Genomic DNA, 22,650 nt, shown 5'->3' on the forward strand with positions numbered 1-22,650 from the left:
GTCAGCCATCTCAGGCCCCCCTCGCATGCCAGGCGCGGCCGGTTTCGTTGAACAGATGCGATTTCTGGCCGTCAAAGGCGAGCCCGATTCTGTCGCCGACGGCGACGCGGCTGTTGCCGGCATCCGAGCCGACGATCTGCTGGCCATCGCCCAGCCGCGCGTAGATCAGGGTGCGTTCGCCGAGCCGCTCGAGCACATCGACCACGCCGCCGGCATTGCCCTGTCCGGCGGCAACGATGCGCACGTCTTCAGAACGGATGCCGAAAGTGTACTTGCCATCGGTCAGTTGGCTGGAGGCGATCTCGGTCTGCACCGAGACGCCGTCCGCAAACCTGGCCGTGGCGTTCTCGCCGGATCTGTCAAGCGTCGCATCGACGAAGTTCATCGCCGGCGCGCCGACGAAACCCGCGACGAATTTGGTCGCCGGGCGCTCGTAGATCTCCATCGGGGTACCGATCTGGTCGATCTTGCGATTGTTCATGACGACGATGCGGTCGGCCAGCGTCATTGCCTCGACCTGGTCATGGGTGACGAAGATCATCGTCGATTGCAGCCGCTGGTGAAGCTGGGCAAGCTCGATGCGGGTGCGGGTGCGCAACGCCGCATCGAGATTGGAGAGCGGCTCGTCGAACAGAAAGGCCTTCGGCTCCTTGACGATCGCACGGCCGATGGCGACGCGCTGGCGCTGGCCGCCGGAGAGCTGGCCCGGCTTGCGATCGAGCAGATGCGGCATTTCGAGGATGCGGGCGGCTTCGTTGATGCGCGCCTCGATGACCTTGCCTGGAACGCCGATATTCGCAAGGCCGAAGGCCATGTTGTCGCGCACCGTCATATGCGGATAAAGCGCATAGGACTGGAACACCATGGCAATGCCGCGCTTGCCCGGTGGCAGATGATCGATGCGCTCGTTGTTGATCGCAATCTCGCCGCTATCGACAGCTTCGAGCCCGGCAATCATCCGAAGAAGCGTCGATTTTCCGCAGCCGGACGGGCCCAGGAACACGATGAATTCGCGTGCCCTTATGGAGAGCGACAGATGATCCAGCACCGTCATGGCACCGAACTGCTTGCTTACGTTCCTGATCTCGATATCGGCCGTCACGTCGACGCTCCTCCTCAGCGTTTGCGCTTTCTCGATGATCCGCCTGAACTCAGAGCCTCAGGCGTATGACCTGGTAGGAATAGGCCGGCAGTGACAGGCTCAGCTTGCCGCCGGCGAGCGAGGCGCCCTCACCCTTCCTGGGGCCGACATTGCCAGGGTTTTCGGCCGAATTGACGGCTTTCAGATCGGCGTGTGCCATCACCTGGTGATTGACGATCTCCGCCGCGCCGAAGCCGGTGAGGTCGACCACTGTTTCGATTGCCTCGCTCGAATGGCGGTTGACGGCGAAGAAGGTGACGTGGCCGGTTTGCCTGTCGTGCACGCCGGCAACATCGACATAGGCGACGTCGCCCGCAACGCTGGATTTGTAGGTCGGGCTTTCCACCTTGAGATCCAGCGCATTGCCGCGACCATAGTTAGAAGCAAACAGATAGGGATAAAAAATCGTCTGCCGCCATGCCGGGCCATTCGGAACGGTCATGATCGGCGCGATGACATTGACCAGTTGTGCCAGGCAGGCGATCTTGACGACATCGGAACGGCGGATGAAGGTGTTGAGGATCAGGCCGACCTGCAGCACATCCTCGAAATTATAGATGTCTTCGAGCAACGGCGGGGCGAACGGCCAGCCGTTGCTGCCGCCGAGTATCTTCCTGTCCTGCTCCTTGGAATGGTACCAGACGTTCCATTCGTCGAACGAGATGTAGACCTGCTTGTTGGAGCGCTTCTTGGCCTTGATATACTCGATGACGCCGGCGACCGAGACAATGTAGTCGTCGAGCTTTTCGCTCATGGCGAGATAGTTCGGAGCGTCGTTGGCTTCGTTGTCGAAATACATGTGCAGCGAGATGTAGTCGACCTCGTTGTAGGTATGGTCGAGAACCGTCGCTTCCCATTCAGGGTAGGTCGGCATCTTGGCATTCGAAGAGCCGCAGACCACCAGCTCGAGTGACTTGGAGAAGGCGCGCATGGCCTTGGCCGTCTCATGCGCCAGCCGGCCATACTCGTCCGCGGTCTTGTGGCCGATCTGCCAGGGGCCATCCATTTCATTGCCGAGGCACCAGAGCTTGACGTCGAACGGCTCCTTGCGGCCGTTGGCGATGCGCCTGTCGCTCCATTTGCTGCCGCCGGGATGGTTGGCGTACTCCAGCAGATTGCGGGCTTCGTCGAGGCCGCGCGAGCCGAGATTGACGGCAAGCATCATCTCGGTGTTGGCGGAGGTGCACCAATCGGCAAATTCATGCAGGCCGACTTCGTTGCTTTCCGATGTGTGCCAGGCGAGGTCGAGGCGCACTGGGCGCTGTTCCTTGGGGCCAATGCCGTCTTCCCAATTGTAGGCCGAGACGAAATTGCCGCCGGGGTAGCGGACGATCGGAACATTGAGTTCCCTGACGAGGTCGATGACGTCCTGACGCATGCCGTTGGCATCCGCTGTCGGATGGCCGGGCTCATAGATGCCGGTGTAAACTGCCCGCCCCAGATGCTCGATGAAGGATCCGTAGAGCCTCGGATCGATTTCCGAGACGACATAATGCGGATGAGCCGTAACGGCTGCCTTCATGCATTCCTCCCATCGATATCACAAACGATGATTTAAATCATCTTGCCCGATATCAAAGAGGAATTGGCAGCCCTTCGTCAAGCCAAAATACCCAAATGTAGGACAATTAGACGAACACTTTGGCACAGCAGAAAGCCAGATAGTTGAAATTGCTGCATTATCTTCAGAACCCGGTTTCATGATATCAACCAGTTTTGATCCTGAGCAGGATGTCCTGATCGTAATTTCCAAAGCCCTTGCCGAAAATATTGATCCCGCCGGGGCGCTTGGCGTCGTCCTTGACGCCGATACGGACGCGGATTGAATGATGGCTCTTCAGATCGAGTGCGGCGAGGCCGGTTTCGGAAATCCTGAGGCCGTCGACATAGGTGCCGTCATTGGCAATTCGCCAGTTCTTCAGCTTACCGTATTGCGAGCCCTTGAGCTTCCACCAGGAGGGCGTGAAGACGCCGCGCTTGTCGCCGAAATCCCCCGGCGACGTCCAGGTGCCGACATCGACGCCATTGATCGTCAGCGTGATGTCCGAGGGCCAATCGGCGCTGGTGCCCGGCACTTCCGAAGACAGCTCTATCGCAACTTCGAGTCCGGTGATCTCGGCATTGGCGAGCTTGGCATTGTTGGGGAACTGGTATTCGACAAAACCGCGCGTGAACCATAGCAGACCGGCTTTCATGCGGTCCGGATCGAGGAAAGTGTTCGGCACATCGAGCAGACCGATGATGCCGTCCGGCGAACAAAGGCCGCAGGGCGCGGTAACATCGAAGCCGGTATAAAGCCCGATCGGCATCGACACTTCGATCGCGTCGTTCTTGACCGCACGATATTCGCTCTTGAACACGACGAGCACTTCTTCCGCCGTCGGATAACAGATTTTCTGACTGCCTTTCTTCGCTTTCAGGTTCTCGGTGCGGATCAGCCCCGCATCCTCCAGCACCTGGATGTTGGTCGAGACGGTCGACTGCGGAAGCGACAGCACGGCGGCGATTTCGTTGACATTCATCGGCCCCTTCTCATGCAGCAGTTTCAGCATCGAGATCCGCGCCGAGGAGGCAAGCCCCTTGAGCACGGCAATGCCTTCCTCAGGTTCAATCACCAGAAAATTGCGACTCATGAAATTGCCCGGCCCATGTAAAATCTATATCCGAAATTACCCTGTATATCGGGATATCTGATTTAATCAATGTGCAGGCGGAACGCCGGGCAATTTGTTGAATCCGGCAGGGCGAGGGTCGCGCGGTGGCCCTGCACAGAATTTGTGCAGGAGCCATATGCAGAGTGGACACCTGAACGCCGATCGCCCAATCTAGTCCGGAGCCGAGCCCAGTGATGGCGGCTTTCACATAAAGTGGTTGGACGGGTCGTGACCAAAGGGTGGAAATTATACGATCAGCGACTGGCCTGGGTCCTCGTCGCGCCTGTGCTTTTACTGCTTACCCTGCTTCTGCTGCTGCCGATCGCGATGATGACGGTCTACACGTTTTTCACCTTCGTCACCGCGGGGGTGGAGTCGGCGGTGCTGACCTTCGACAACTGGAAGGAATTCCTCATCGACAGCTACTATCACGGTTTTCTTTGGAAGACCGTTCGCGTCGGCGCCATCACCGCTGTGATCTGCGCGATCCTTGGCTATTTCCCCGCCTATTTCATCTGGGCCACGACCTTCAGGCACAAATGGCTGTTGTTGCTGCTGCTCATCGTGCCGTTCTGGATCAGCTTCACCATCCGGACATTCTCGTGGATCCATATTCTCGGCGAACAGGGGCTGATCAACGTCGTGCTCATCAGGCTGGGGGTTATCAACGAGCCGTTGCCGATGCTCTACACCGAGGGCGCCGTCATCATGGGGCTGCTGCATGTTCTGCTGCCCTATATGATCCTGAACGTCTATGTCAGCCTGGAAAGCATCGACCGCACGCTGATCGCCGCCGCCCGCTCGATGGGCTGTACCAGCGCGCAGGCGTTTCGCGAAGTGACCCTGCCGCTATCGATGCCGGGGCTGGGCGCCGGGCTGCTGCTCTGCTTCGTGCTGGCGGCCGGCTCCTATGTGACGCCGCAGCTGCTCGGCGGCAGCCGCGATGCGCTGTTCGGCAACTTGATCTACGACACCATCATGGGGCAGCTCAATTGGCCGATGGGCGCCACGCTTTCCATCGTCCTGTTCGTTCTGCTCGGCGCGGCCGCGGCCGCCTACAGCCGCTATATGGGCCTATCGCAGATCATGAAGGGCCTCAGTGCATGAGAGCGGATCATCCCGATCGCGAAGGCAGATGGGCGTGGCGGCTGACCGGCGCGATCACGGTGTGCGTCTACGTCTTCATGTTTGCGCCGATCCTCGCCACGGTCGTGCTTTCCTTCAACGCCTCGATGTTCGGCGGCTTTCCCCTCACCGGCTTCAGCCTGCGATGGTATGAGAAGCTGCTCAGCAACGAGCCGGTTCTCGACGCCTTCCGGACATCGATGTGGATTGCCCTGGTGACGGCAACGGTGACGACGCTGCTCGGCATCATGGCGGCATTGGCGCTGGTGCGCTTCGAGTTCCGTGGCAAGCAGGCGATCAACACGCTTGTCATTCTTCCCGCGCTGGTCCCCGAAACGATACTCGGCGTCGGCCTGCTGGTCATGATCAAAGCCGTCGACCAGCCGCGCAGCATGACGCTGCTGGTGCTCGGCCACATTCTGCTCACGCTCCCCTACGTGGTGCTGATCGTCCAGGCGCGCATGGTCGGCATAAAACGTTCCTATGAGGAGGCGGCGCTGTCGCTCGGGGCGCCGCGTGTGTCGACATTCCGCGAAATCACGCTGCCGCTGCTCATTCCCGCAGTGCTTGCCAGTGTTCTGCTCGCTTTCACCATTTCGTTCGACAACACCTCGGCCAGCCTGTTCTGGCGGCCGGCGGGCGTCGAGACCATGCCGACGCAAATCCTTTCGATGCTGAAGATCTCGATCAGCCCTGAGGTGAACGCGCTCGGAACCGTCATGATCCTTTTGACGGTCGGCATTCCCTTGGCTGGCGGGCTCATCCTGCAAAGCCTCACCTGGTTCAAGGCAGGCAAGTGAAGATGAAAATGGGAGAATGGAAATGAAACTGACAACCACCAAACGACTGGAACGGCTCGACGAACGCTATGCCAATGGCGACATCAGCCGGCGATCGTTCCTGACGCTGACGGCCGCCGCTGCCGCCGCCACCGGCCTTTCCATGCCCTGGATGGGACGGGCGCTGGCCGCGGTTTCGGAAGTGCGCTTCGACGGATGGGGCGGCGTGGTGCAGGAGGCGATCGATAAGTATGCGTTCCAGCCTTACACCGCCAAGTCCAAGGTCAAGGTCGTCCAGGGCACCTTTGGCGACGAGAACGAGATCATCACCAAGATCAAGACGTCGAAACCAGGCGACTTCCAGATCGTCCATTCTTCCGGCGTCAACTACTACATCAAATACGTCAATGGCGGTTTCAATTCGGAGATCAACGAGGCGAACATTCCGAACATGGCGAATGTGCTGACCGCCATGATCGAGCCGTTCCGCAAGATCACGCCGAAGCTGTCGGCAGTGCCATATGATTACGGCACCACCGGCATCGCCTACAACAACAAGGTCATCTCGCCGGAGGAAGCCAAGGAAAAGGGCGCCAACCTGCTTACCGACACGAAATATGCCGGCAAGATCGGCGGCTACGCCGATATGACGACGCGCGTCTGGTATGCGGCGCTGCAGACGAAACAGGACCCCAACAACATCCAGGACATGGACGTCGTCTGGGCCAAGGTTCGCGAGACCCGCGACCTGGCCAAGAAATTCTGGAGTTCCGGCGCGGAACTGATGGACCTCCTGTCGCGCAACGAGATCGTCGTCACCGACGCCTGGTCAGGACGTGTCGCCGCCCTGCAGCAGCAGGGCCAGCCGATCGGCTATCTCGACCCTGCCGGCTCATACGCGTGGATGGAGGACATGCTAGTGCTCAAGGGTTCGCCGATGGCCGAATGCGAGGAGCTGATCAATTTCATGCTGGATCCGGCCACGTCGATCGCCGTCGCCGAGGGCCAGAACTATCCGCCATCGCTTGACCCCACCAAGGTGAAGCTGACCGACAAGATCGCGGCGCTTCCGGCCTTCGACCCGACTGGATCGATGAAATCGCTGACCTTCGCCGATCCGCTCTACTGGGCGAAGAACGAAGACGCCTGGACCAAGCAATGGGACAGGGTGTCGAAAGGTGCATGACGACAACAGCCACGACCAGCAGCCCCGGCCGGCTTCGGCCGGGGCTGATGGCGACCCGCTCGCTCAGAGCGAGCGGCAGCCGATAGGAAAGCCTGCGGTCGAGTTTCGCGACATCGATATTTTCTACGGCAAGTTCGCCGCTGTGCGCGATTTTTCACTGGCGATCCGCAAAGGTAGTTTCGTCACCTTGCTGGGGCCGTCCGGGTGCGGCAAGACGACGATCCTGCGCTCGATCGCGGGCCTGGTCGACATCTCCGGTGGCCAGATCTCGATCGGCGGAAAGCGGGTCGACGACATCCCGATCTACAAACGCAACATTGGTCTGGTGTTCCAGAACTACGCGCTCTTTCCGCACAAGAACGTCTTCGACAACGTCGCATTCGGCCTGAAATACCGAAACGTGCCTAAACCGGAAATCGTGCGCCGGGTCAAGAAGGCGCTGGATATGGTGCGGCTGCCCGGCAGTGAGACAAAGCTGCCGTCGCAGCTCTCGGGCGGCCAGCAGCAACGCATCGCACTGGCCCGCGCCATCGTCTTCGAGCCGGAAGTGCTGCTGCTGGACGAGCCCTTGTCGGCGCTCGACGCCAATATGCGCGAGGACATGCGCGTCGAGATCAAGAAAATCCAGAGGGAGACGGGCATCACCGCTATCTTCGTGACGCACGACCAGGAAGAAGCCTTGTCGATGTCCGACCATATCGTCGTGATGAACGCCGGCCTGATCGAGCAGATCGGCTCCCCCGCGCAGGTCTATGACCAGCCGGCCACCGCATTCGTCGCCAATTTCCTTGGCAAGGCCAACATGCTGCCCGGCAGCGTGACAGTGATGGACGGCAAGATGGCGACGATCGCGCTGGCCAGCGGCCATGTCGTAAAGGCGGCCGCGCCGAAGGCGCTCGCGACCGGCAGCGTGGTCACCGTCGTCGTTCGCCCGCAGAAGCTTACCGTCGGTACCGCCGGTGCTGCCAACAGGCTGGCGGGACGGATCGTCTCGACCTCCTATCTCGGCGGCAATGCGGTCTACGAGATCGACATCGGCGCCGGCACGCTGGTGCGCGCCAACACGGTGATCGACGGCCAGCCGCTGCGTGAAGGCGAAGCGGTCGATGTCTGCTTCGACCCGCTGGGCTGCGTGCTTCTCGACGCGCAAGGCTTACGCATCGCCTAGCGAGGCGGAACTGAGCCGTTCAGTCTTTCGCGTCACCCTTTAGCCCGAGAAACCGCGCATAGACCTCACCGACAATACCGCGCCGGAAAACCAGCACGCAGACCATGAAGGTCAGGCCGGTGGCGATGGTCACCGGAAAGTTCGAGGTGGCGAGCGTGTTTTCCAGGCCGACGACCAGTCTGGCGCCGATGATCGGCCCGGCCATGGTGCCGATGCCGCCGAGGAGCGTCATCAGGATCACCTCGCCCGACATCTGCCAGGTGACGTCGGTGACCGTGGCAAATTGAAAAACGATCGCCTTGAGCGCGCCGGCCAGCCCGGCCAATGTTGCCGACATGACGAAAGCCGCCAGCTTGTAGTTGGCGACGGAATAGCCCAGCGAAATGGCCCGGCTCTCGTTTTCCCGGATGGAACGCAGGATCATGCCGAAAGGCGAGTTGATGATGCGCCAGATGGCGAACACGCCGATCAGGAAGACTGCCAGTACGAAATAATAGATGTTGATCGAGACGTTCAGGTCGAGCATTCCAAGCAGCCTGCCGCGCGGCACGCCCTGGATGCCGTCCTCACCTCCGGTGAACGGCGCCTGCACGCAAAAGAAGAAGAATCTGCGACAGCGCCAGCGTGATCATGGCGAAATAGATGCCTTGCCGGCGGATGGCAAAGAAGCCCATCACAAGGCCGAGCAGCGCAGCTCCCAGGACACCGAGCAGGATGCCCGCTTCCGGCGGCCAGCCCCAGACCTTGACCGCGTATGCGGTGAAATAGGCCGCCCCGCCGAAGAATGTCGCATGGCCGAAGGACAACAGCCCGGTGTAGCCGAGCAGAAGGTTGAACGCGCAGGCAAACAGCGCAAAGCACAGCATCTTCATCAGGAAGATCGGATAGACGAAGAAAGGCGCCACCAGCAGCGCCAGGATGCCGAGCCCGACCAGCGCCCATTCAAGCCGTGCCGAATTCTTGGCACGCGTCTCGCGGAGTGTCAGTTCGGCCATCTCAGGCATCCCTTCCGAACAGGCCGGCTGGCCGGACCAGAAGCACGATTGCCATGATGACGAAGACCACCAGATTGGAGGCTTCGGGATAGAAGACCTTGGTCAGGCCTTCGGCGAGGCCAAGCATGTAACCGGTGACGATCGCCCCGAGGATCGATCCCATGCCGCCGACCACGACGACGGCGAAGACGACGATGATGAGGTCAGATCCCATCAGCGGGCTCACCTGATAGATCGGCGCGGCGAGAACCCCCGCAAGCCCGGCAAGAGCGGCGCCGAGGCCGTAGGTAAGGGTCAGCAGCAACGGCACGTTGACGCCGAAAGCCTGCACCAGGCCGGGGTTCTCCGTCGCCGCGCGCAGATAGGAGCCCAGCCTGGTCTTCTCGATCAGCGCCCAGGTGCCGAAACAGACGATCATCGAGGCGACCACCACCCAGCCGCGGTAATTAGGCAGGAACATGAAGCCGAGATTGGTTCCCCCGGAGAGCAGCGGCGGCACGGAATAAGGACTTCCCGATACGCCATAGTAGTAACGGAACACCCCTTCGAGCACGAGCGCGAGGCCAAAGGTGAAAAGCAGCCCGTAGAGCGGGTCGATGTCGTAAAGCCTCGACAGCGCCAGGCGCTCGACCACGACGCCGAAGCCGCCGACGATCAGCGGCGACAGGATCAGAGCCGGCCAGTAGCCGATGCCAAACCGGGTGAGAAGCAGGTACCCGACGAAGGCGCCGAGCATATAGAGCGCGCCGTGGGCAAAATTGATGACGCGCAACAGGCCGAATATGACAGCCAGGCCCAGGCTCAACATTGCGTAGAACGAGCCGTTGATGAGGCCGACCAGCAATTGGCCGAGGAATGCCTGAACGGGTATTCCGAAGATCATCGCAACATAGCGTCGGATCGTGCGGCGTCCAGATCGGCCTCTATCCTCGCCGAAAGGACGATTACGGCTGAACGGTCCTGATCCGATATCGCTGAACGAGAATTCCCGTCGTCAACCGCCGGCTGGATGATGGCAAGCAACCAGGCGGCCCTCGCCAATGCTTTGGAGAAGCGGACGCTCGCTGCGGCAGATCGGGGTGGCAGCTGGGCAACGGGTGTGGAACCGGCACCCTGAGGGTGGGCTCATCGGGCTGGGCAGGTCACCCTTGAGCACCAGCCGGCCGCGCCGCGCCCGGTCGATGCTGGGTATCGGCACGGCGGAACGCAGCGCCGCGGTGTAATGATGTCTGGGCGCCGCAAAGACCTCGTCGGTCGGCCCGCTCTCCACGATCGATCCCAGATACATCACCGCCACACGGCTCGAGATCTGACGCACCACGGAAAGGTCGTGAGCGATGAACACATAAGTCAGGTTGTACTCCTCGCGTAGGTCGGCGAGCAGATTGACGATCTGCGCCTGGATCGACACGTCGAGCGCCGAGACCGGCTCGTCGGCCACGATCAGCCGTGGCCGCAGCGCCAGCGCGCGGGCGATGCCGATACGCTGGCGCTGGCCGCCGGAGAATTCGTGCGGGTAGCGCGATGCGTGCTGGGGCGACAAGTCGACCCGGCGCAGGAGCTCGGCCACGCGGTCCGCCATTTCCGATGCCGAGAGGCGTTCATGGATGCGGAACGGATCGGCCAGCAGATCGCCGACCCGCCGGCGCGGATTGAGCGAAGCGCTGGGATCCTGAAAGACCATCTGCATCTGCCGCCGCAACGGACGAAGCTGGCGCTGGGAGACGTCGCTGATGTCGCGGCCCTCGAATTCCAGCGACCCCGAGCTGATTTCGGTCAGACGCACCAGACACCGGCCAAGCGTGGATTTGCCGCAACCGGACTCGCCGACGATGCCGAGGGTCTCCCCGGGCCAGATGTCGAGCGACACCGTATCAACCGCATGCACGGTCCGGCGCTGCGCCGGGAAGATCGAGCGGCCGACGCTATAGCGCTTCGACAGGTCGCCGGCACGAAGCAGCGGACGTTCGCGTGGCATGGCATTCATCGTTGCATCTCCACCACGCCGCCAGGCCTCTGGGCAGCGAATTGTGTGCGCGTAGGCTCCGGCAACAGGCACGCGGCGCGATGGCTCTCGCCTTGCATGATCGGCAGTTGAACCAGACAGGCGTCGTGGCGAAAAGCGCAGCGGGGGCTGAAGGCGCAGCCTTTCGGTAGGTTGGAGAGCGACGGCGGAATTCCCGGAATGGCAGCGAGCCGGGCTGGACGTGGTCCCTCTATCGGCGGGATCGAGCCGAACAAGCCCCATGTGTAGGGATGCAGCGGCGCCCGGAACACGCTGCTCTTGCCGCCCTCCTCGACAAAGCGTCCGCCATACATCACCAGTACCCGGTCCGCGACTTCGGCGACGACGCCAAGATCGTGCGTGACCAGGATCACAGCGGAACCGAACTGGTCGCGCAATCGTCCGATCAGTTCGAGGATCTGCGCCTGCACGGTAACATCGAGGGCTGTAGTCGGTTCATCCGCGACGAGCAGCGCCGGGTTGCACGAGAGCGCCATGGCAATCACCGCGCGCTGGCGCATACCGCCGGAAAGCTGGTGCGGGTAGCTGTCGATGACCCGATCCGGATTTGCGATGCCGACCGCATCCAGCAATTGCACGGCCCTCGCCCGTGCCGCTTTCGCCGACACTTTTTCATGCGCGCGGACCTGCTCGCCGATCTGGTTGCCGATCGTATGCACCGGGGTGAGCGCAGACATCGGATCCTGGAAGATCATCGCGATCTGGCGGCCGCGAATGGCATCGAGCGCACGCCGCTTGAGCCCGATCAGCTCCTGTCCCATGAAACGGATGGAACCGGAGACGATAGCGTTGGGGCTGTCGATCAACCCCATAATGGCGAGCAAGGTCTGGCTTTTGCCCGAACCGGATTCGCCGACCACACCGACGATCTCGCGCTGCTCGACGGAGAACGAAACACCTCCCACCGCGCGCACCAGGCCCTCGTCGCTGCGGAAGGAGACGGTGAGGTCCTTGACCACCAGAAGAGGAGCATCAGCCGACATCGCGAGCCCTCGGGTCGATGAAGACGAAGATCACGTCGACGACGAAGTTTGCCATCACCACGAAGAAGGCGGCGTAGATCACCGTGGCAAGGATCATCGGCAGATCGAGCGTCTGCAGCGCCTCGTAGGTCAGTTTTCCGACGCCCTGCAGTCCGAAGACCACTTCGGTCAGCAGCGCGCCGCCACCGACCAGGGCACCGAAGTCGAGGCCGAACATGGTAACAAATGCGACCAGCGAGGTCCTGAGGCCATGATGCAGCACCACCCGCCGCTCGCCGATCCCCTTGGCTCGGGCGGTGCGGATGAAATCCTCCTGCATCATCTCGATCAGGCTGGCCCGCAGCACCCGGCCGTAGAGGCCGACATAAAGGGTTGCCAGCGTGAACCACGGAATGACGAGCGCCTTGAACCAGCCCCAGGGATTCTCGGTCAGGGGGATGTAGCCGAGCGGAGGAACCCAGGAAAACAGCCAGCTGTCGTGCCAGCGGCTTTGCGTCAGCAGGTTGGCGACCTCGCCCAGCCAGAAGACCGGGATCGACACGCCTACCAGGCTCAGGATCATCAGCGCGCGATCAATGAATGTACCGCGCGTTGCGCCTGCGATCACACCGACGATCAATCCGCCGAGCACCCACAGCACTGCCGCGCCGCCGACCAGCGACAGCGTCACGGGAATGGCGCTTATCACGGTCGGAATGACGCGCTGCCCGCGATTGACGAAGGAGGTGAGATCGCGGCTGACGAAAAGCCGGTTCATCATCAGCCCATATTGCACCGGCAATGGCCGGTCGAGACCGAAATCGTGGCGCACCTGGATCAGCGTCTCTTGCGAAGCATTGCGGCCAGCAATGCGCGCCGATGGATCAGCGCCAGGCGTCGCAAAGAAGATCAGGAAAGCGACGACGCTGATACCGAACATAACCAGCACCATCTGGCCAAGCCGGAAGCCGAGCGCGGCAACCACTAGACGCCCCTCGGCGAGGATTTCGGATCGAGCGCGTCGCGCACGCCGTCGCCCAGAATGTTTAGGGCCAGCACCGTGATCACAATGGCTAGCCCCGGCGCCAGTGCCACGACCGGCCGCGAATAGAGCAGGCCCTGGCCGTCCTGGATGATCGTGCCCCAGCTGGCATCCGGCGGCTGCACGCCGATCGACAGGAACGACAGCGAGGATTCCGTCATCATGTTGAGCGCCAGGATCAACGGCACGAAAACGATGATGCGGGTCACCACATTGGGCATGACGTCGCGCAAAAGGATGCGCCAGGGCGATGCGCCAAGGCCGATCGCAGCGGTGACGAATTCGGCATGCATTAAGGTCAGGACATGGCCGCGGATCGGCCGCGCCACATAGGGCACATAGACGATGCCGATGATGAAGACCGGTAGCCACAGGCTGCCGGAGCGGATTTCGAACGGACCGATCTGGATACTCTGCGCAATCAGCACGATCGACAACGAAATCGCCAACAGGAAAATCGGAAAAGCCCAGAGCACGTCGAGAATGCGCGACAGGCCGATGTCGACGATGCCGCCGAAGAAGCCGGAAACGACCCCCAGGAATGTCGCGAGGACAAGGCACAGCACGGCTGCAGCACCCGAGATCAACAGCGAATCCCGTCCGCCGTAAAGCAGCCGCGCCGCGACGTCACGGCCCTGGTTGTCGGCACCGAGCATATAGGGGCCGATGCGCCAGGTCGGCCCGACCGGCGTCATGCCGAGGCCAAGGCCTTCGGTGGAGGGCTGCAGCACCGGCTGGGTCACCCCATCGACGACGATCTCGCCATTGAGATTGGTCACAAATGGATCGGTGCCGGAGACGTATCGCGCATAAAGCGGCGCCGCGAGCGAGGCGATCACGATGACGACGAGCACGGCGAAGGCAGATATTGCCGAACGATCGCCTTTCAGCTTGCGCCAAGCGGTGCGCCACGGGCCATCGGTGGCCCGGCGAACCGGGATGGCAGGCTGGTCCGCAATGACATTGACCATGAACAGGATTGCCTGGGAAAAATCGCGGCCTGGAAGATGCGCTGATCCGCCGGAAAAGGAAATGCGACGGAGAGCCAGCGGCACTCCGTCGCATTGGCTCCGGTCGGCTATTCCACCCAGGACTGGCTGACAATCCAGTAGAATTGCGGGCTGAAGGTGAAGTTCTTCAGCCTAGAAGAGATCACATCGACGCGCTTTGGCGTGAACAGGACAGCGACCGGAGCCTTGTCCGTCACAGCCTTGTCGATGGCGGTCCAGAGTGTCGCGCCCTTGGCCGGATCGGCGATGGTGGCTGCCTCTGCCTCGTCCATCGATGCGTCGATCGACTTGTCGCAGAGCCCCGAAATATTGACCGAGGCGTCGGAGCCCGGCGTAAACGAGGCACAGCTGAACAAGACCTGCAGGAAATTCGATGGCGCCGGGTAATCCTGGAACCATTGCGAGATCGAAATCTGCACCTTGTTATTGGTGTTCTGGATGTAGGTGAACTGTATGTTCTGCGAGATCGGCTTGACCGACGTCTTGTAGCCAAGCTGGTTGAGCACATCCTGCAGGTAGACGCCGATCGCCTTGGAGACCGTGGTGTCCTCGGTGATGATCGTCACCTCCTGACCTGCGGTTCCCGATTCAGCGACCAATTGCTTGGCCTTGTCCATATCCGGTGCTGACCACTTCTCGCCCGGATTGGCGGTGAACGGGCAATAGGCCGCAAATGACGGGAAGCCCGGCGGCAGGATCTGGCAGGCCGGCTGCGCCAGATTGCTGCCGCCGAACAGCTTGACGATCGCGGCGCGGTCGATCGCGAAGTTCACTGCCTGGCGAACGCGGAAGTCGTTGAACGGCGCCAGATTGGTGTTCATCGGCGCATACCACATTGCCGTCAGCGGGTGAACCGTGACCTGCGCGGCATATTTGGTGCCGAGTTCGGCGAGACGGTCGGACGGCGGTGGGTCGAACATCCAGTCCGCCTGGCCATTCTCGACCGCCGTCACCGCCGCCTCGTCGGTAAGGCCGAATTCGTAGTCGATCTCGTCCGGATATCCGGCCGGCTGCGCTTCCTTGCTCCATTCCTTGAAATGAGGGTTGCGCACAATCTTCATCAGCTTGTTGGGGTCGTAGCTGGCGATCATGTACGGTCCGGTACCCGGGATCGGATCGGTGCCGGCGTCCTTCAGCGGCGCGCTCGCCGGCAGGATCGACGCGTGTGGAACGGCCAGCTTCTGCAGGAACTCGGCATCCGGCTGGACCAGGTTGAAGGTAATGCTTCCGGCCGCATCGTCGACCGACAGGCCACCTTCGAGGGTGCATGCAGCGGGGGCCTTCAAGCACGCATCCGGCGCCGACGATGCCTTTGTAGAAGGTCCCGGCCGTCGGCCCGCTGATCTTGAAGATGCGTTGGAACGAAGCCACCACGTCCTTCGTGGTGACATCCGAGCCATCCGCGAATTTGATGCCCTTGCGCAGCTTGAAGACGTAGGTCTTGCCGCCGTTCTCGACCTGCGGGAGGCTTTCCGCCAGGTCCGCGACGACTTCGAAGCCGGTCTTGTCCCCGGCCTTCTTGTAGGTCACCAGGCCATCGTAGAGGACATAATTGATCTGAAAATACTGCAGCGTGTAGTTGATGTGCGGATCGGCGGTGCCTGCCGCGGCATTGGCCAGCAGTCGGAGTGTGCCGCCTGGCTTGCCCTCGGTGGCCAAGGCACTGCTTGCCGGCGACATCATGGTCACGCCGAGCAGAGCCAGGCAGGGTATCAACGCTGCAAATGCTTTTTGGGGTCGCATATTTGTTCCCTCATGGAGGCGTGTCGGCTTTTGCCGCGCTGAACCCGGTCGATTGACCATTGCGCGGCTGAAACAGTCTGGGTTTGCGAACGGTGTCCGCTACTTGGCCCAATCGCAAAAGACTACGGCGAGCGAAGCCGGACGGGATAGCTATTAAGATAGATAGGTCGGACAGGCTTATCCGCGCCTATTTGTTGAGCAGCCGGCCGACATGGCTATTTGACAAGCAATCATCAGCGGGTAAGCTTGCCCGATGCAAAGCCTTCCAGGCGATCTAGAGAGCCGGTTCCAAACCGGAATGAGCATCGACGCTGCCATGGCGGTGGCAACGGAGGTGCTGGAGCCCATCGGTTTCACCGCATTCATCTACGACTATACGCCCGTGGCGGTCAGTCACAAGGGCGAGCTTATCACGCCCTCGTTGATGGCTCTGCGCAACGTGCCGCGCGACATGCAGGATCTCTGGTGCAAGGGCGGATATTATCAGCTTGACCCGGTGCAGGAGGCCGCGCTCACCGTATCGAGACCGTTTCTCTGGTCGCACAGCGGCGTTCAGAGCACCGTCATGCAGCGCGTGCTCCAGTCCAAGCACGATCCTGTGGTCAGCTATTTGCTTGACACCAGGATGACCTGCGGCGTCACCGTACCCATTCGCCTTGCCGGCGGCGATCTCGCCACCTTCACCGCGATCCGTGCCGATCCGGAGGCCGGGTTCGAGCTCGAAGCCAGACCCTTGATCGCCGAGATCGGAGATCTGGGTCATCTGCTGCATGACTCCGCCTACGCCGGTTTCGACGCCGGAATCCGCACCTGCCAACATGTCCATCTGACGTCGCGCGAACGTCAGTGCCTGCGCCTGGCCGCTGCCGGACTGACGGCCAAGCAGGTCGCGCGTGAGATTGGCCGCGCGGGCCCTACCGCAACGCTGCACCTCAACGCGGCGACGCGAAAGCTTGGCGCGCGCAACCGCTTCCATGCCATCGCGCTCGCCGCCCATTACCGGCTGCTCGAACCGGAGCATTGAGGCTCGCGACCTGCGGGCGATCGGCCTTGCCTCGGGCCAACCCATAACCGGCGAACCTATAAATAGTGCTAGCTGTAAATGCGCTGGGCCGCTTAGTACCGTCGGCCGCAAACAAGGCTTGGGAGGGGTGCACCAAAGTGGCTCCTGCCGCGCCATGATGCGGAGCTTGGACTGTGACGGCACATGCGATCACCGAAGGATTTAGCGACTACAAGGGCTATCGCACCTGGTACCGTGTGACCGGGGACATCGGGTCGGGCAAGGTGCCCCTGGTCGTCGCTCATGGTGGACCGGGCTGCACCCACGACTATGTGGACTCATTCAAGGAGCTTGCCGGAACCGGGCGAGCCGTCATCCACTACGATCAGATCGGCAACGGCAAATCGACCCATCTGCCGGACAAGGGCGGCGACTTCTGGACCGTCGATTTCTTCCTGGGCGAACTCGATGCGTTGCTCGCCCATCTCAGCATTGCCGGCCATTATGCCCTGCTCGGCCAGTCCTGGGGCGGCATACTCTCGGCCGAGCACGCCGTGCGCCGCCCTGAGGGGCTCAAGGCATTGATCCTGGCCAATTCGCTGGCCTCGATGGCGCTGTGGGTGGAAGGAGCCCGGCAATTGCGCGCCGAGTTGCCAGCCGATGTGCAAAGTGCGCTCGACCGGCACGAAGCGGCGGGAACCACCGATCACCCCGAATATGTTGCGGCGACGAAGGCTTTCTACGACCGTCATGTCTGTCGCGTCGTTCCGATGCCGCCAGAGGTCGCCCGGACACTTGCGGCAATCGAGGAAGATCCGACCGTCTATCACACCATGAACGGTCCCAATGAGTTCCACGTCATCGGCACGATGCGGAACTGGACCATCGTCGACCGCCTGCATCGGATCGAGGCGCCGACCCTGGTTTTCCGCGGCTTCTACGACGAAGCGACCGAGGCCTGCGTCCAGCCCTTTCTGGATCTTATTCCGTACGTTGAAGGCCTGGTCTTCCCAAATTCCAGCCACATGCCGCATGTGGAGGAAAAGCACGACTGCCTCAGCGCCGTCGGGCGCTTCCTGGCCAAATACGATTGACGTTCCAGCACCAGGCCTTCTGTTCCAACGGATCGTCGACACGACGCAGTCGTCGTGAGGCAGGTTCAGAAAACCTCGAACCGTCCCATTTCTCCGCCGACGCATATTGTTATGCCTCGGTGATGGCGACGCCACGCTATGTGGATGTCCCGCAAAGGCCTGCAGGGTCGTCCGATGAGGCCAAATCACTGGCAGAATGCCAGATCACGGACAGCATACACGGACAGCATAAAGGAGCCCATTCGAGCGCCTTTTCCATTGCCCGCGGAGGCGGAGGCCTAAACGTTACGGCGCAGATTGGCATGTCGCCGGCATGGCCGCAATCAGCCTGCCTTCCCCTGAACTGGCATCCCGTCGCTGAAAAACCTGACGGATACGGAGGACCAAGTTGCCGGTGGGTACGGAAAGTATCGGACCCAAGTTTCGCCAAGCAGTTGCAACCGAATTCATTAGCCGGCGTTAAAGTGCGGGTGATCTAGCGGGGCATGGGGAGGCTTTCATGCAGACGTATCTCGTCGAGCGTATGGACGGCGACGATGTTATCTCGGTGCGCGTTGTCAACGCGCCGAGTCCGTTCAGAGCCGCAGCTATGATGACGGGCGGGCGTATTACCTTCCGAACGTGGGAAAAGGATTGGATCCGCGTGACCGACGAAAATCGGGGACAGATCTATGCCTATTGTTTCGTCCCCGGCAGCTATTCCGACACCGAAGCATCGCCGGTATCGTCCGGAAGAACCACCGAATAGGCAATATGCCTGAATAGCGGCAATTCCATCTTCGACCCCACCTTGGTCTTCGAGCCCGCCTTGGCATGTGTCCGTGTCATGCGCACCACAACAGCCAGCGAGCCCGGCATGATTGGCTCGGCCGGCGGCTTGCGAAACAGGCGAAGCGACTAACCATGCGTCCTTGAGGGAAGATCAGGGCATCATCAGAATGATCGATGAAAAGATTGGGGCGGGGGGCGATAAGTGACCCTAATCTTAGCGTAGGCAACTCATGTCTTCGGCATATTTGGGATCAGAAGTCGCGGATCAGGATCTAGCGGTGGATTGTCAGACAACGACCTCCGATAATTGGTCAAGTGTCCCACAATACGCACTGGATCAGGGTGGTCCCGTACTGCGCCCATTTCAAAGATTGGGCGTCGATTTTACCAACATTGCGGCCTTCGATCACCTGAGAAATATCGTCCGCCAGTACCCCGACAAGCTTGCAATCAGCGACGGCGCCAATCGTCTAACCTATTCCCAGCTCCTCCGGTCAGTCGAGACGCTGTCCCACCAGATCGCGGCGGCCGTCCCAGACGGACAGGCGATAGGGATTCTTCAGGCCAACTCGGCCTGGTATCCCATTGCCATGCTGGCAAGCATGACGGCTGGGCGGCCTTCGGTGCCACTCAACGCGCGAGATCCTAGCTCGCGTATCCTTGAAATCGTGGCCGGGGCGCGGCTCTCAGCTGTCCTGGGCGAGGGCAATGTCCGACCCGATGGTTTGCCTCACCTGGTCAGTTGGATCGATGTGTCGACCAGTGCGGCCTCGCAGGCTGGGCAAGTGCCTCGTTCTTATTCCGTCTCGGTCGATGCGCCCGCCATCGTGCTTTATACGTCAGGGAGTACGGGCCGGCCCAAAGGCATCGTTAACAGCCAGCGCAGCTTGCTGTGCCGGGTCCAGCAATATGTCGATGCGTGCCACATCAACTCGGATGATGTTTTCCTGCCATTGACCGGACCCGCCACAATCGCCGGGTGCCGGGAGATTCTTGCTGCTCTTCTCACCGGCGCCACCTTGCATCTGGTCGAAGTCGAAGCGGTCGGCTTGCGCGCCGTTCAACGCCTGGTGCGATCCGAAGACGTGACAATCACCTATCTGGTGCCGGCACTGCTTCGCGCGCTTATGGCAGACGGACCTGCAGAAGCGTTCCATTCACTCAGAGTCGCCCGGATCGGTGGCGAGAAGGTGCCCTGGACCGACATCGCCCTGCTGCGCAAGGCCGTCTCCGATACGTGCCTTATCCAGATCGGTTACTCGTCAACCGAGACCACCGGCTCGCAATGGTTCCTGCCGCGAGACTGGCCAGAGCATGGAGATTCGGTTCCAGTTGGCTGGCTGCTGCCTGGAATCACCTTCGCAATTGTCGACGAAGCGGGCCGCCGCGTTCAACCGGGCCGCAGCGGAGAGCTTCTGATCAGGAGCCCATATGTCTTGCTTGGCCATTGGGAGGACGGGGCGGTTGTGCCGGCAACATCAGACCCGCACGATCCAGGCCTTCGGATTTTCGCGACAGGTGACCTCGTTCGACTTGATGATCAAGGCCTACTGCACATCGTCGGTCGCAAGGGGCGCCAGGTAAAAATCAACGGTCGACGCGTCGAGCCAGCCGAACTCGAACGGGTGCTGCGTTGTGCACCCTCTGTCGCGGATGCCGTGGCAATCGTGACGGCCGCGAATGAGCTTGTCGCCTTTGCTGTTCCTCGGCGCTCGGCCGAAGCGACCTTTTCGGACGAGCTTCGCCAGCTTGTCAGGACCAATCTGCCGCCGCCGCTGCGTCCCTTGCGGTTGCACACGATCGCCGAGATTCCGCGTCTGCCGAGCGGCAAAGTCGACATCACGACACTTGCAGAGATGGATCTTTCAGCCAGAGAGACAGCGGCGACCGCGCGTCCGCTCGAGCCGCGAGGCAAGCTGACCGCGCAGCAGGTTGTCCAGCGGGCATGGACCAGCATTCTCAATACGCGCGTGGCGGCAGGACGCTGGGATGACGCCGGAGGAGATTCGCTGAAGCTGCTGCACTGCGTCATGGAAATCGAAAGCGCCATCGGGCAGGAACTCGGCCTTGAGGCCTTCACCGTCGGGATGAGCCTGGAGGAAATGGTCAAGGCGGTCGGGTCCGCCCAGGCAGGCGATCAAAGCGCGCGCGCCCAGAAGCACGACCCTCCCATTCTTTTTCTGTTCCCGGGCTCTGTCGGCTATGGCCCGAGCCTTGCAGCCTTTGCAGCAGCGATGGGCAAGGTGACCCGCGTTGCCCCGATCAGGTATCCGGCCCTGGCTATGATACTGCGCGGACAAGACAGCCTCGCCGATATGGCCGACGCCGCCGTCGACCAGATCCGCCGCGCCCAACCCTCGGGCCATGTACGACTTCTCGGCCATTCGCTCGGCGGCGCTGTTGCCTTCGAAGTTGCGGCGCGGCTGCTGGCAGCGGGGCGAACCGTAAAGTTCCTCGGCATCCTCGACACCAGCCTCGTCGGGGAGCGAAGCGCCCGCTGGGAGACGTTTACGCGCACATTCAATCGAATTCGAACCAACCGCGTGTCCGCTTACCGGATGGCATGCCGCGCCCTCGCGAAAGTCGCCGTGGCAATGAAGCGCGAGGCACAACTGGTCCAGTTTCTCGACCGCTTCGCTCAAGGACAGTTCAACGCGACGAGCTTTAGAACCAAACTGGAACTGCAAGAGGTTTTGCGCGCGCAAGCCTTCTTCCAGTGGGTGGCCGAGCCAAAGCCGGCTCTGCCGATCACAGGCACCCTGTTCCGCTGTGCTCGACCCGGAATGCCTCTGGCAATCGGCTGGGATAGCGTCTTCGCCCATCTGGACGTGATTCCGATCGTCGGCAGCCACATCGATCTGGTTGTAGAGCCTCACCTTACCACCAATCGTCCCCTTATCGAGAAAGCGGTGGCGAAAACCTATTCGCCAATCGAGTCTCGCAAACTGGAGTACAAGCCATCGACCTGATCTCAACATTCGGCAAAGACGCCCTGGTGCTCGACGCTGGCGCGGAAGTCGATCGCATCGTCCAGATCTTGCGCCAGCAGGTCTTCGGCACGCTGCGACGTCGAGGGGTGGTTGTCGGCCTCTCAGGCGGCATCGACAGCTCCGTCGTTGCGGCGTTGTGTGTTCGCGCCTTTGGGAAAGGCAAGGTCCTCGGGATATTCATGCCGGAGCGCCATTCCTCCGGCGACTCACTGAGGCTCGGCCGCATTGTCGCCGCACACCTTGGTATCGAAACGATCCTGGAGGATATAACGCCGGCCCTGGAAGCGATCGGCGCCTATAGACGGCAGACCGAAGCAATCCAGACCGTCGTTCCCGAATATGGGGACGGCTGGAAATGCAAGCTGGTGCTCGCCTCGGTTCTCGAGAGCAACGGTCTCAACATCACGCGCCTCACGGTTCAGGACCCCGAGGGCAGGACCGACACGGTGCGTCTGCCGTCGGCGGCCTATTTGCAGATCGTCGCTGCAACCAACTACAAGCAGCGCCTGCGCAAGATGACCGAATACTATCATGCCGACCGCCTCAACTATGCGGTAGCGGGCACGCCGAACCGCCTGGAGTACGACCAGGGCTTCTTCGTCAAGCAGGGCGACGGAATTGCCGACCTGATGCCAATCGTCCACCTCTACAAGACCCAGGTCTACCAGTTGGCCGAATATCTTGGGGTGGAGGAAGAGGTCCGGCGCAGACCGCCCACCACAGACACCTTCTCGATGGCGCAGAGTCAGGAGGAGTTCTACTTCGCGCTTCCTTATTATCTGATGGATCTGTGCCTCTACGGCTTGAACCATGGGATCGCCGACGAAGACGTCGCTGAGGCAACCGGCCTCACCCTGATGCAGGTCCAGAAGGTTTTCAAGGATATCGACAGCAAGCGGCGCGCCGCACGTTATCTTCACGCGCGGCCGTTGGTGTCCTCTTCAATGGGCGAGGGCTAGGC

18 protein-coding genes and 2 pseudogenes are annotated in these 22,650 nt (G+C 61.3%); 9 read left to right on the top strand and 11 right to left on the bottom strand.

Features of this window, described 5'->3' with window-relative positions:
* Positions 1-10 precede the first annotated feature (10 nt).
* The 3 genes from NKI29_RS18480 to NKI29_RS18490 all read right to left on the bottom strand — a co-directional run bounded on the left by NKI29_RS18480 (position 11) and on the right by NKI29_RS18490 (position 3,774).
* Complete coding sequence (locus NKI29_RS18480; RefSeq protein ID WP_352569030.1) at positions 11-1,102, bottom strand: ABC transporter ATP-binding protein; 1,092 nt, start codon at positions 1,100-1,102, stop codon at positions 11-13.
* Positions 1,103-1,151: 49 nt separating this feature from the next.
* The gene (arfA, locus tag NKI29_RS18485) at positions 1,152-2,663 is read right to left on the bottom strand and encodes an arabinosylfuranosidase ArfA (protein WP_352569029.1); all 1,512 of its coding nucleotides are present in this window, start codon (positions 2,661-2,663) and stop codon (positions 1,152-1,154) included.
* Positions 2,664-2,847: 184 nt separating this feature from the next.
* Entirely contained in the window at positions 2,848-3,774 is a 927-nt protein-coding gene (locus tag NKI29_RS18490) for an ArsR/SmtB family transcription factor (RefSeq protein WP_352569028.1), read from the bottom strand.
* Between the two features lie 249 nt (positions 3,775-4,023).
* On the opposite strand from NKI29_RS18490, the gene NKI29_RS18495 reads away from it, so the two are divergent.
* From NKI29_RS18495 to NKI29_RS18510, 4 genes are read left to right on the top strand one after another with little or no spacing between them, the layout of a single operon-like run.
* Positions 4,024-4,902, top strand: a complete 879-nt coding sequence (locus NKI29_RS18495) for an ABC transporter permease (RefSeq protein WP_352796907.1) — start codon at positions 4,024-4,026, stop codon at positions 4,900-4,902.
* A complete protein-coding gene (locus NKI29_RS18500; protein ID WP_352796909.1) occupies positions 4,899-5,720 on the top strand; it encodes an ABC transporter permease in 822 nt (273 codons plus the stop codon). The genes NKI29_RS18495 and NKI29_RS18500 overlap by 4 nt, the downstream gene beginning before the upstream one ends.
* A gap of 22 nt (positions 5,721-5,742) precedes the next feature.
* Positions 5,743-6,885 (top strand): extracellular solute-binding protein, encoded by a 1,143-nt coding sequence (locus NKI29_RS18505; protein ID WP_352796911.1) that lies wholly within the window; start codon positions 5,743-5,745, stop codon positions 6,883-6,885.
* Positions 6,878-8,053, top strand: coding sequence for an ABC transporter ATP-binding protein (locus NKI29_RS18510; RefSeq protein WP_352569025.1), 1,176 nt, complete (start codon positions 6,878-6,880; stop codon positions 8,051-8,053). Before NKI29_RS18505 ends, NKI29_RS18510 begins: the two co-directional genes overlap by 8 nt.
* Before the next feature lie 19 nt (positions 8,054-8,072).
* On the opposite strand, the pseudogene NKI29_RS18515 reads toward NKI29_RS18510, so the two are convergent.
* The 8 genes and pseudogenes from NKI29_RS18515 to NKI29_RS18550 all read right to left on the bottom strand — a co-directional run.
* A pseudogene (locus NKI29_RS18515) lies at positions 8,073-9,048 on the bottom strand (branched-chain amino acid ABC transporter permease).
* A gap of 1 nt (position 9,049) precedes the next feature.
* Positions 9,050-9,931 carry a branched-chain amino acid ABC transporter permease gene (locus NKI29_RS18520; protein WP_352569024.1) on the bottom strand — a complete coding sequence of 294 codons (882 nt, stop codon included), beginning with the start codon at positions 9,929-9,931 and terminating at the stop codon, positions 9,050-9,052.
* Between the two features lie 111 nt (positions 9,932-10,042).
* Complete coding sequence (locus NKI29_RS18525; RefSeq protein WP_352569023.1) at positions 10,043-11,035, bottom strand: ABC transporter ATP-binding protein; 993 nt, start codon at positions 11,033-11,035, stop codon at positions 10,043-10,045.
* Complete coding sequence (locus tag NKI29_RS18530) at positions 11,032-12,057, bottom strand: ABC transporter ATP-binding protein (protein ID WP_352569021.1); 1,026 nt, start codon at positions 12,055-12,057, stop codon at positions 11,032-11,034. The genes NKI29_RS18525 and NKI29_RS18530 overlap by 4 nt, the downstream gene beginning before the upstream one ends.
* Positions 12,047-13,021, bottom strand: coding sequence for an ABC transporter permease (locus NKI29_RS18535; protein ID WP_352756642.1), 975 nt, complete (start codon positions 13,019-13,021; stop codon positions 12,047-12,049). Before NKI29_RS18535 ends, NKI29_RS18530 begins: the two co-directional genes overlap by 11 nt.
* Positions 13,021-14,049: an ABC transporter permease gene (locus tag NKI29_RS18540; RefSeq protein ID WP_352796913.1), complete on the bottom strand. Its 1,029-nt coding sequence runs from the start codon at positions 14,047-14,049 to the stop codon at positions 13,021-13,023. The genes NKI29_RS18535 and NKI29_RS18540 overlap by 1 nt, the downstream gene beginning before the upstream one ends.
* 107 nt (positions 14,050-14,156) lie before the next feature.
* Entirely contained in the window at positions 14,157-15,374 is a 1,218-nt protein-coding gene (locus tag NKI29_RS18545; protein ID WP_352796915.1) for an ABC transporter substrate-binding protein, read from the bottom strand.
* A gap of 85 nt (positions 15,375-15,459) precedes the next feature.
* A pseudogene (locus NKI29_RS18550) lies at positions 15,460-15,891 on the bottom strand (ABC transporter substrate-binding protein); the annotation flags it as partial.
* 238 nt (positions 15,892-16,129) lie between these two features.
* Here NKI29_RS18550 and NKI29_RS18555 point away from each other — a divergent pair.
* From NKI29_RS18555 to nadE, 5 genes are all read left to right on the top strand, one after another.
* Positions 16,130-16,855 (top strand): LuxR family transcriptional regulator, encoded by a 726-nt coding sequence (locus tag NKI29_RS18555; RefSeq protein ID WP_352569017.1) that lies wholly within the window; start codon positions 16,130-16,132, stop codon positions 16,853-16,855.
* A 173-nt stretch (positions 16,856-17,028) separates the two neighbouring features.
* Complete coding sequence (locus NKI29_RS18560; protein WP_352569016.1) at positions 17,029-17,928, top strand: proline iminopeptidase-family hydrolase; 900 nt, start codon at positions 17,029-17,031, stop codon at positions 17,926-17,928.
* Between the two features lie 499 nt (positions 17,929-18,427).
* A complete protein-coding gene (locus tag NKI29_RS18565) occupies positions 18,428-18,676 on the top strand; it encodes a hypothetical protein (protein WP_156937305.1) in 249 nt (82 codons plus the stop codon).
* A 253-nt stretch (positions 18,677-18,929) separates the two neighbouring features.
* Entirely contained in the window at positions 18,930-21,668 is a 2,739-nt protein-coding gene (locus NKI29_RS18570) for an AMP-binding protein (RefSeq protein WP_502896711.1), read from the top strand.
* The gene (nadE, locus tag NKI29_RS18575; protein ID WP_352756656.1) at positions 21,665-22,648 is read left to right on the top strand and encodes an NAD(+) synthase; all 984 of its coding nucleotides are present in this window, start codon (positions 21,665-21,667) and stop codon (positions 22,646-22,648) included. The genes NKI29_RS18570 and nadE overlap by 4 nt, the downstream gene beginning before the upstream one ends.
* Positions 22,649-22,650 lie beyond the last annotated feature (2 nt).

Origin of the sequence: Mesorhizobium sp. M0678 (assembly GCF_040320505.1) — a bacterium.
In the GTDB taxonomy this organism is placed as follows: Bacteria; Pseudomonadota; Alphaproteobacteria; order Rhizobiales; family Rhizobiaceae; genus Mesorhizobium.

Excerpts from the sequence above, each read along its gene's own strand:
- NKI29_RS18505 (WP_352796911.1), top strand. The coding sequence starts at position 5,743 with ATGAAACTGACAACCACCAAACGACTGGAACGGCTCGACGAACGCTAT.
- NKI29_RS18530 (WP_352569021.1), bottom strand. The coding sequence starts at position 12,057 with ATGTCGGCTGATGCTCCTCTTCTGGTGGTCAAGGACCTCACCGTCTCC.
- NKI29_RS18490 (WP_352569028.1), bottom strand. The coding sequence starts at position 3,774 with ATGAGTCGCAATTTTCTGGTGATTGAACCTGAGGAAGGCATTGCCGTG.
- NKI29_RS18525 (WP_352569023.1), bottom strand. The coding sequence starts at position 11,035 with ATGAATGCCATGCCACGCGAACGTCCGCTGCTTCGTGCCGGCGACCTG.
- NKI29_RS18565 (WP_156937305.1), top strand. The coding sequence starts at position 18,428 with ATGCAGACGTATCTCGTCGAGCGTATGGACGGCGACGATGTTATCTCG.
- NKI29_RS18500 (WP_352796909.1), top strand. The coding sequence starts at position 4,899 with ATGAGAGCGGATCATCCCGATCGCGAAGGCAGATGGGCGTGGCGGCTG.
- NKI29_RS18520 (WP_352569024.1), bottom strand. The coding sequence starts at position 9,931 with ATGATCTTCGGAATACCCGTTCAGGCATTCCTCGGCCAATTGCTGGTC.
- arfA (WP_352569029.1), bottom strand. The coding sequence starts at position 2,663 with ATGAAGGCAGCCGTTACGGCTCATCCGCATTATGTCGTCTCGGAAATC.
- NKI29_RS18570 (WP_502896711.1), top strand. The coding sequence starts at position 18,930 with ATGTCTTCGGCATATTTGGGATCAGAAGTCGCGGATCAGGATCTAGCG.
- NKI29_RS18540 (WP_352796913.1), bottom strand. The coding sequence starts at position 14,049 with ATGGTCAATGTCATTGCGGACCAGCCTGCCATCCCGGTTCGCCGGGCC.
- NKI29_RS18555 (WP_352569017.1), top strand. The coding sequence starts at position 16,130 with ATGAGCATCGACGCTGCCATGGCGGTGGCAACGGAGGTGCTGGAGCCC.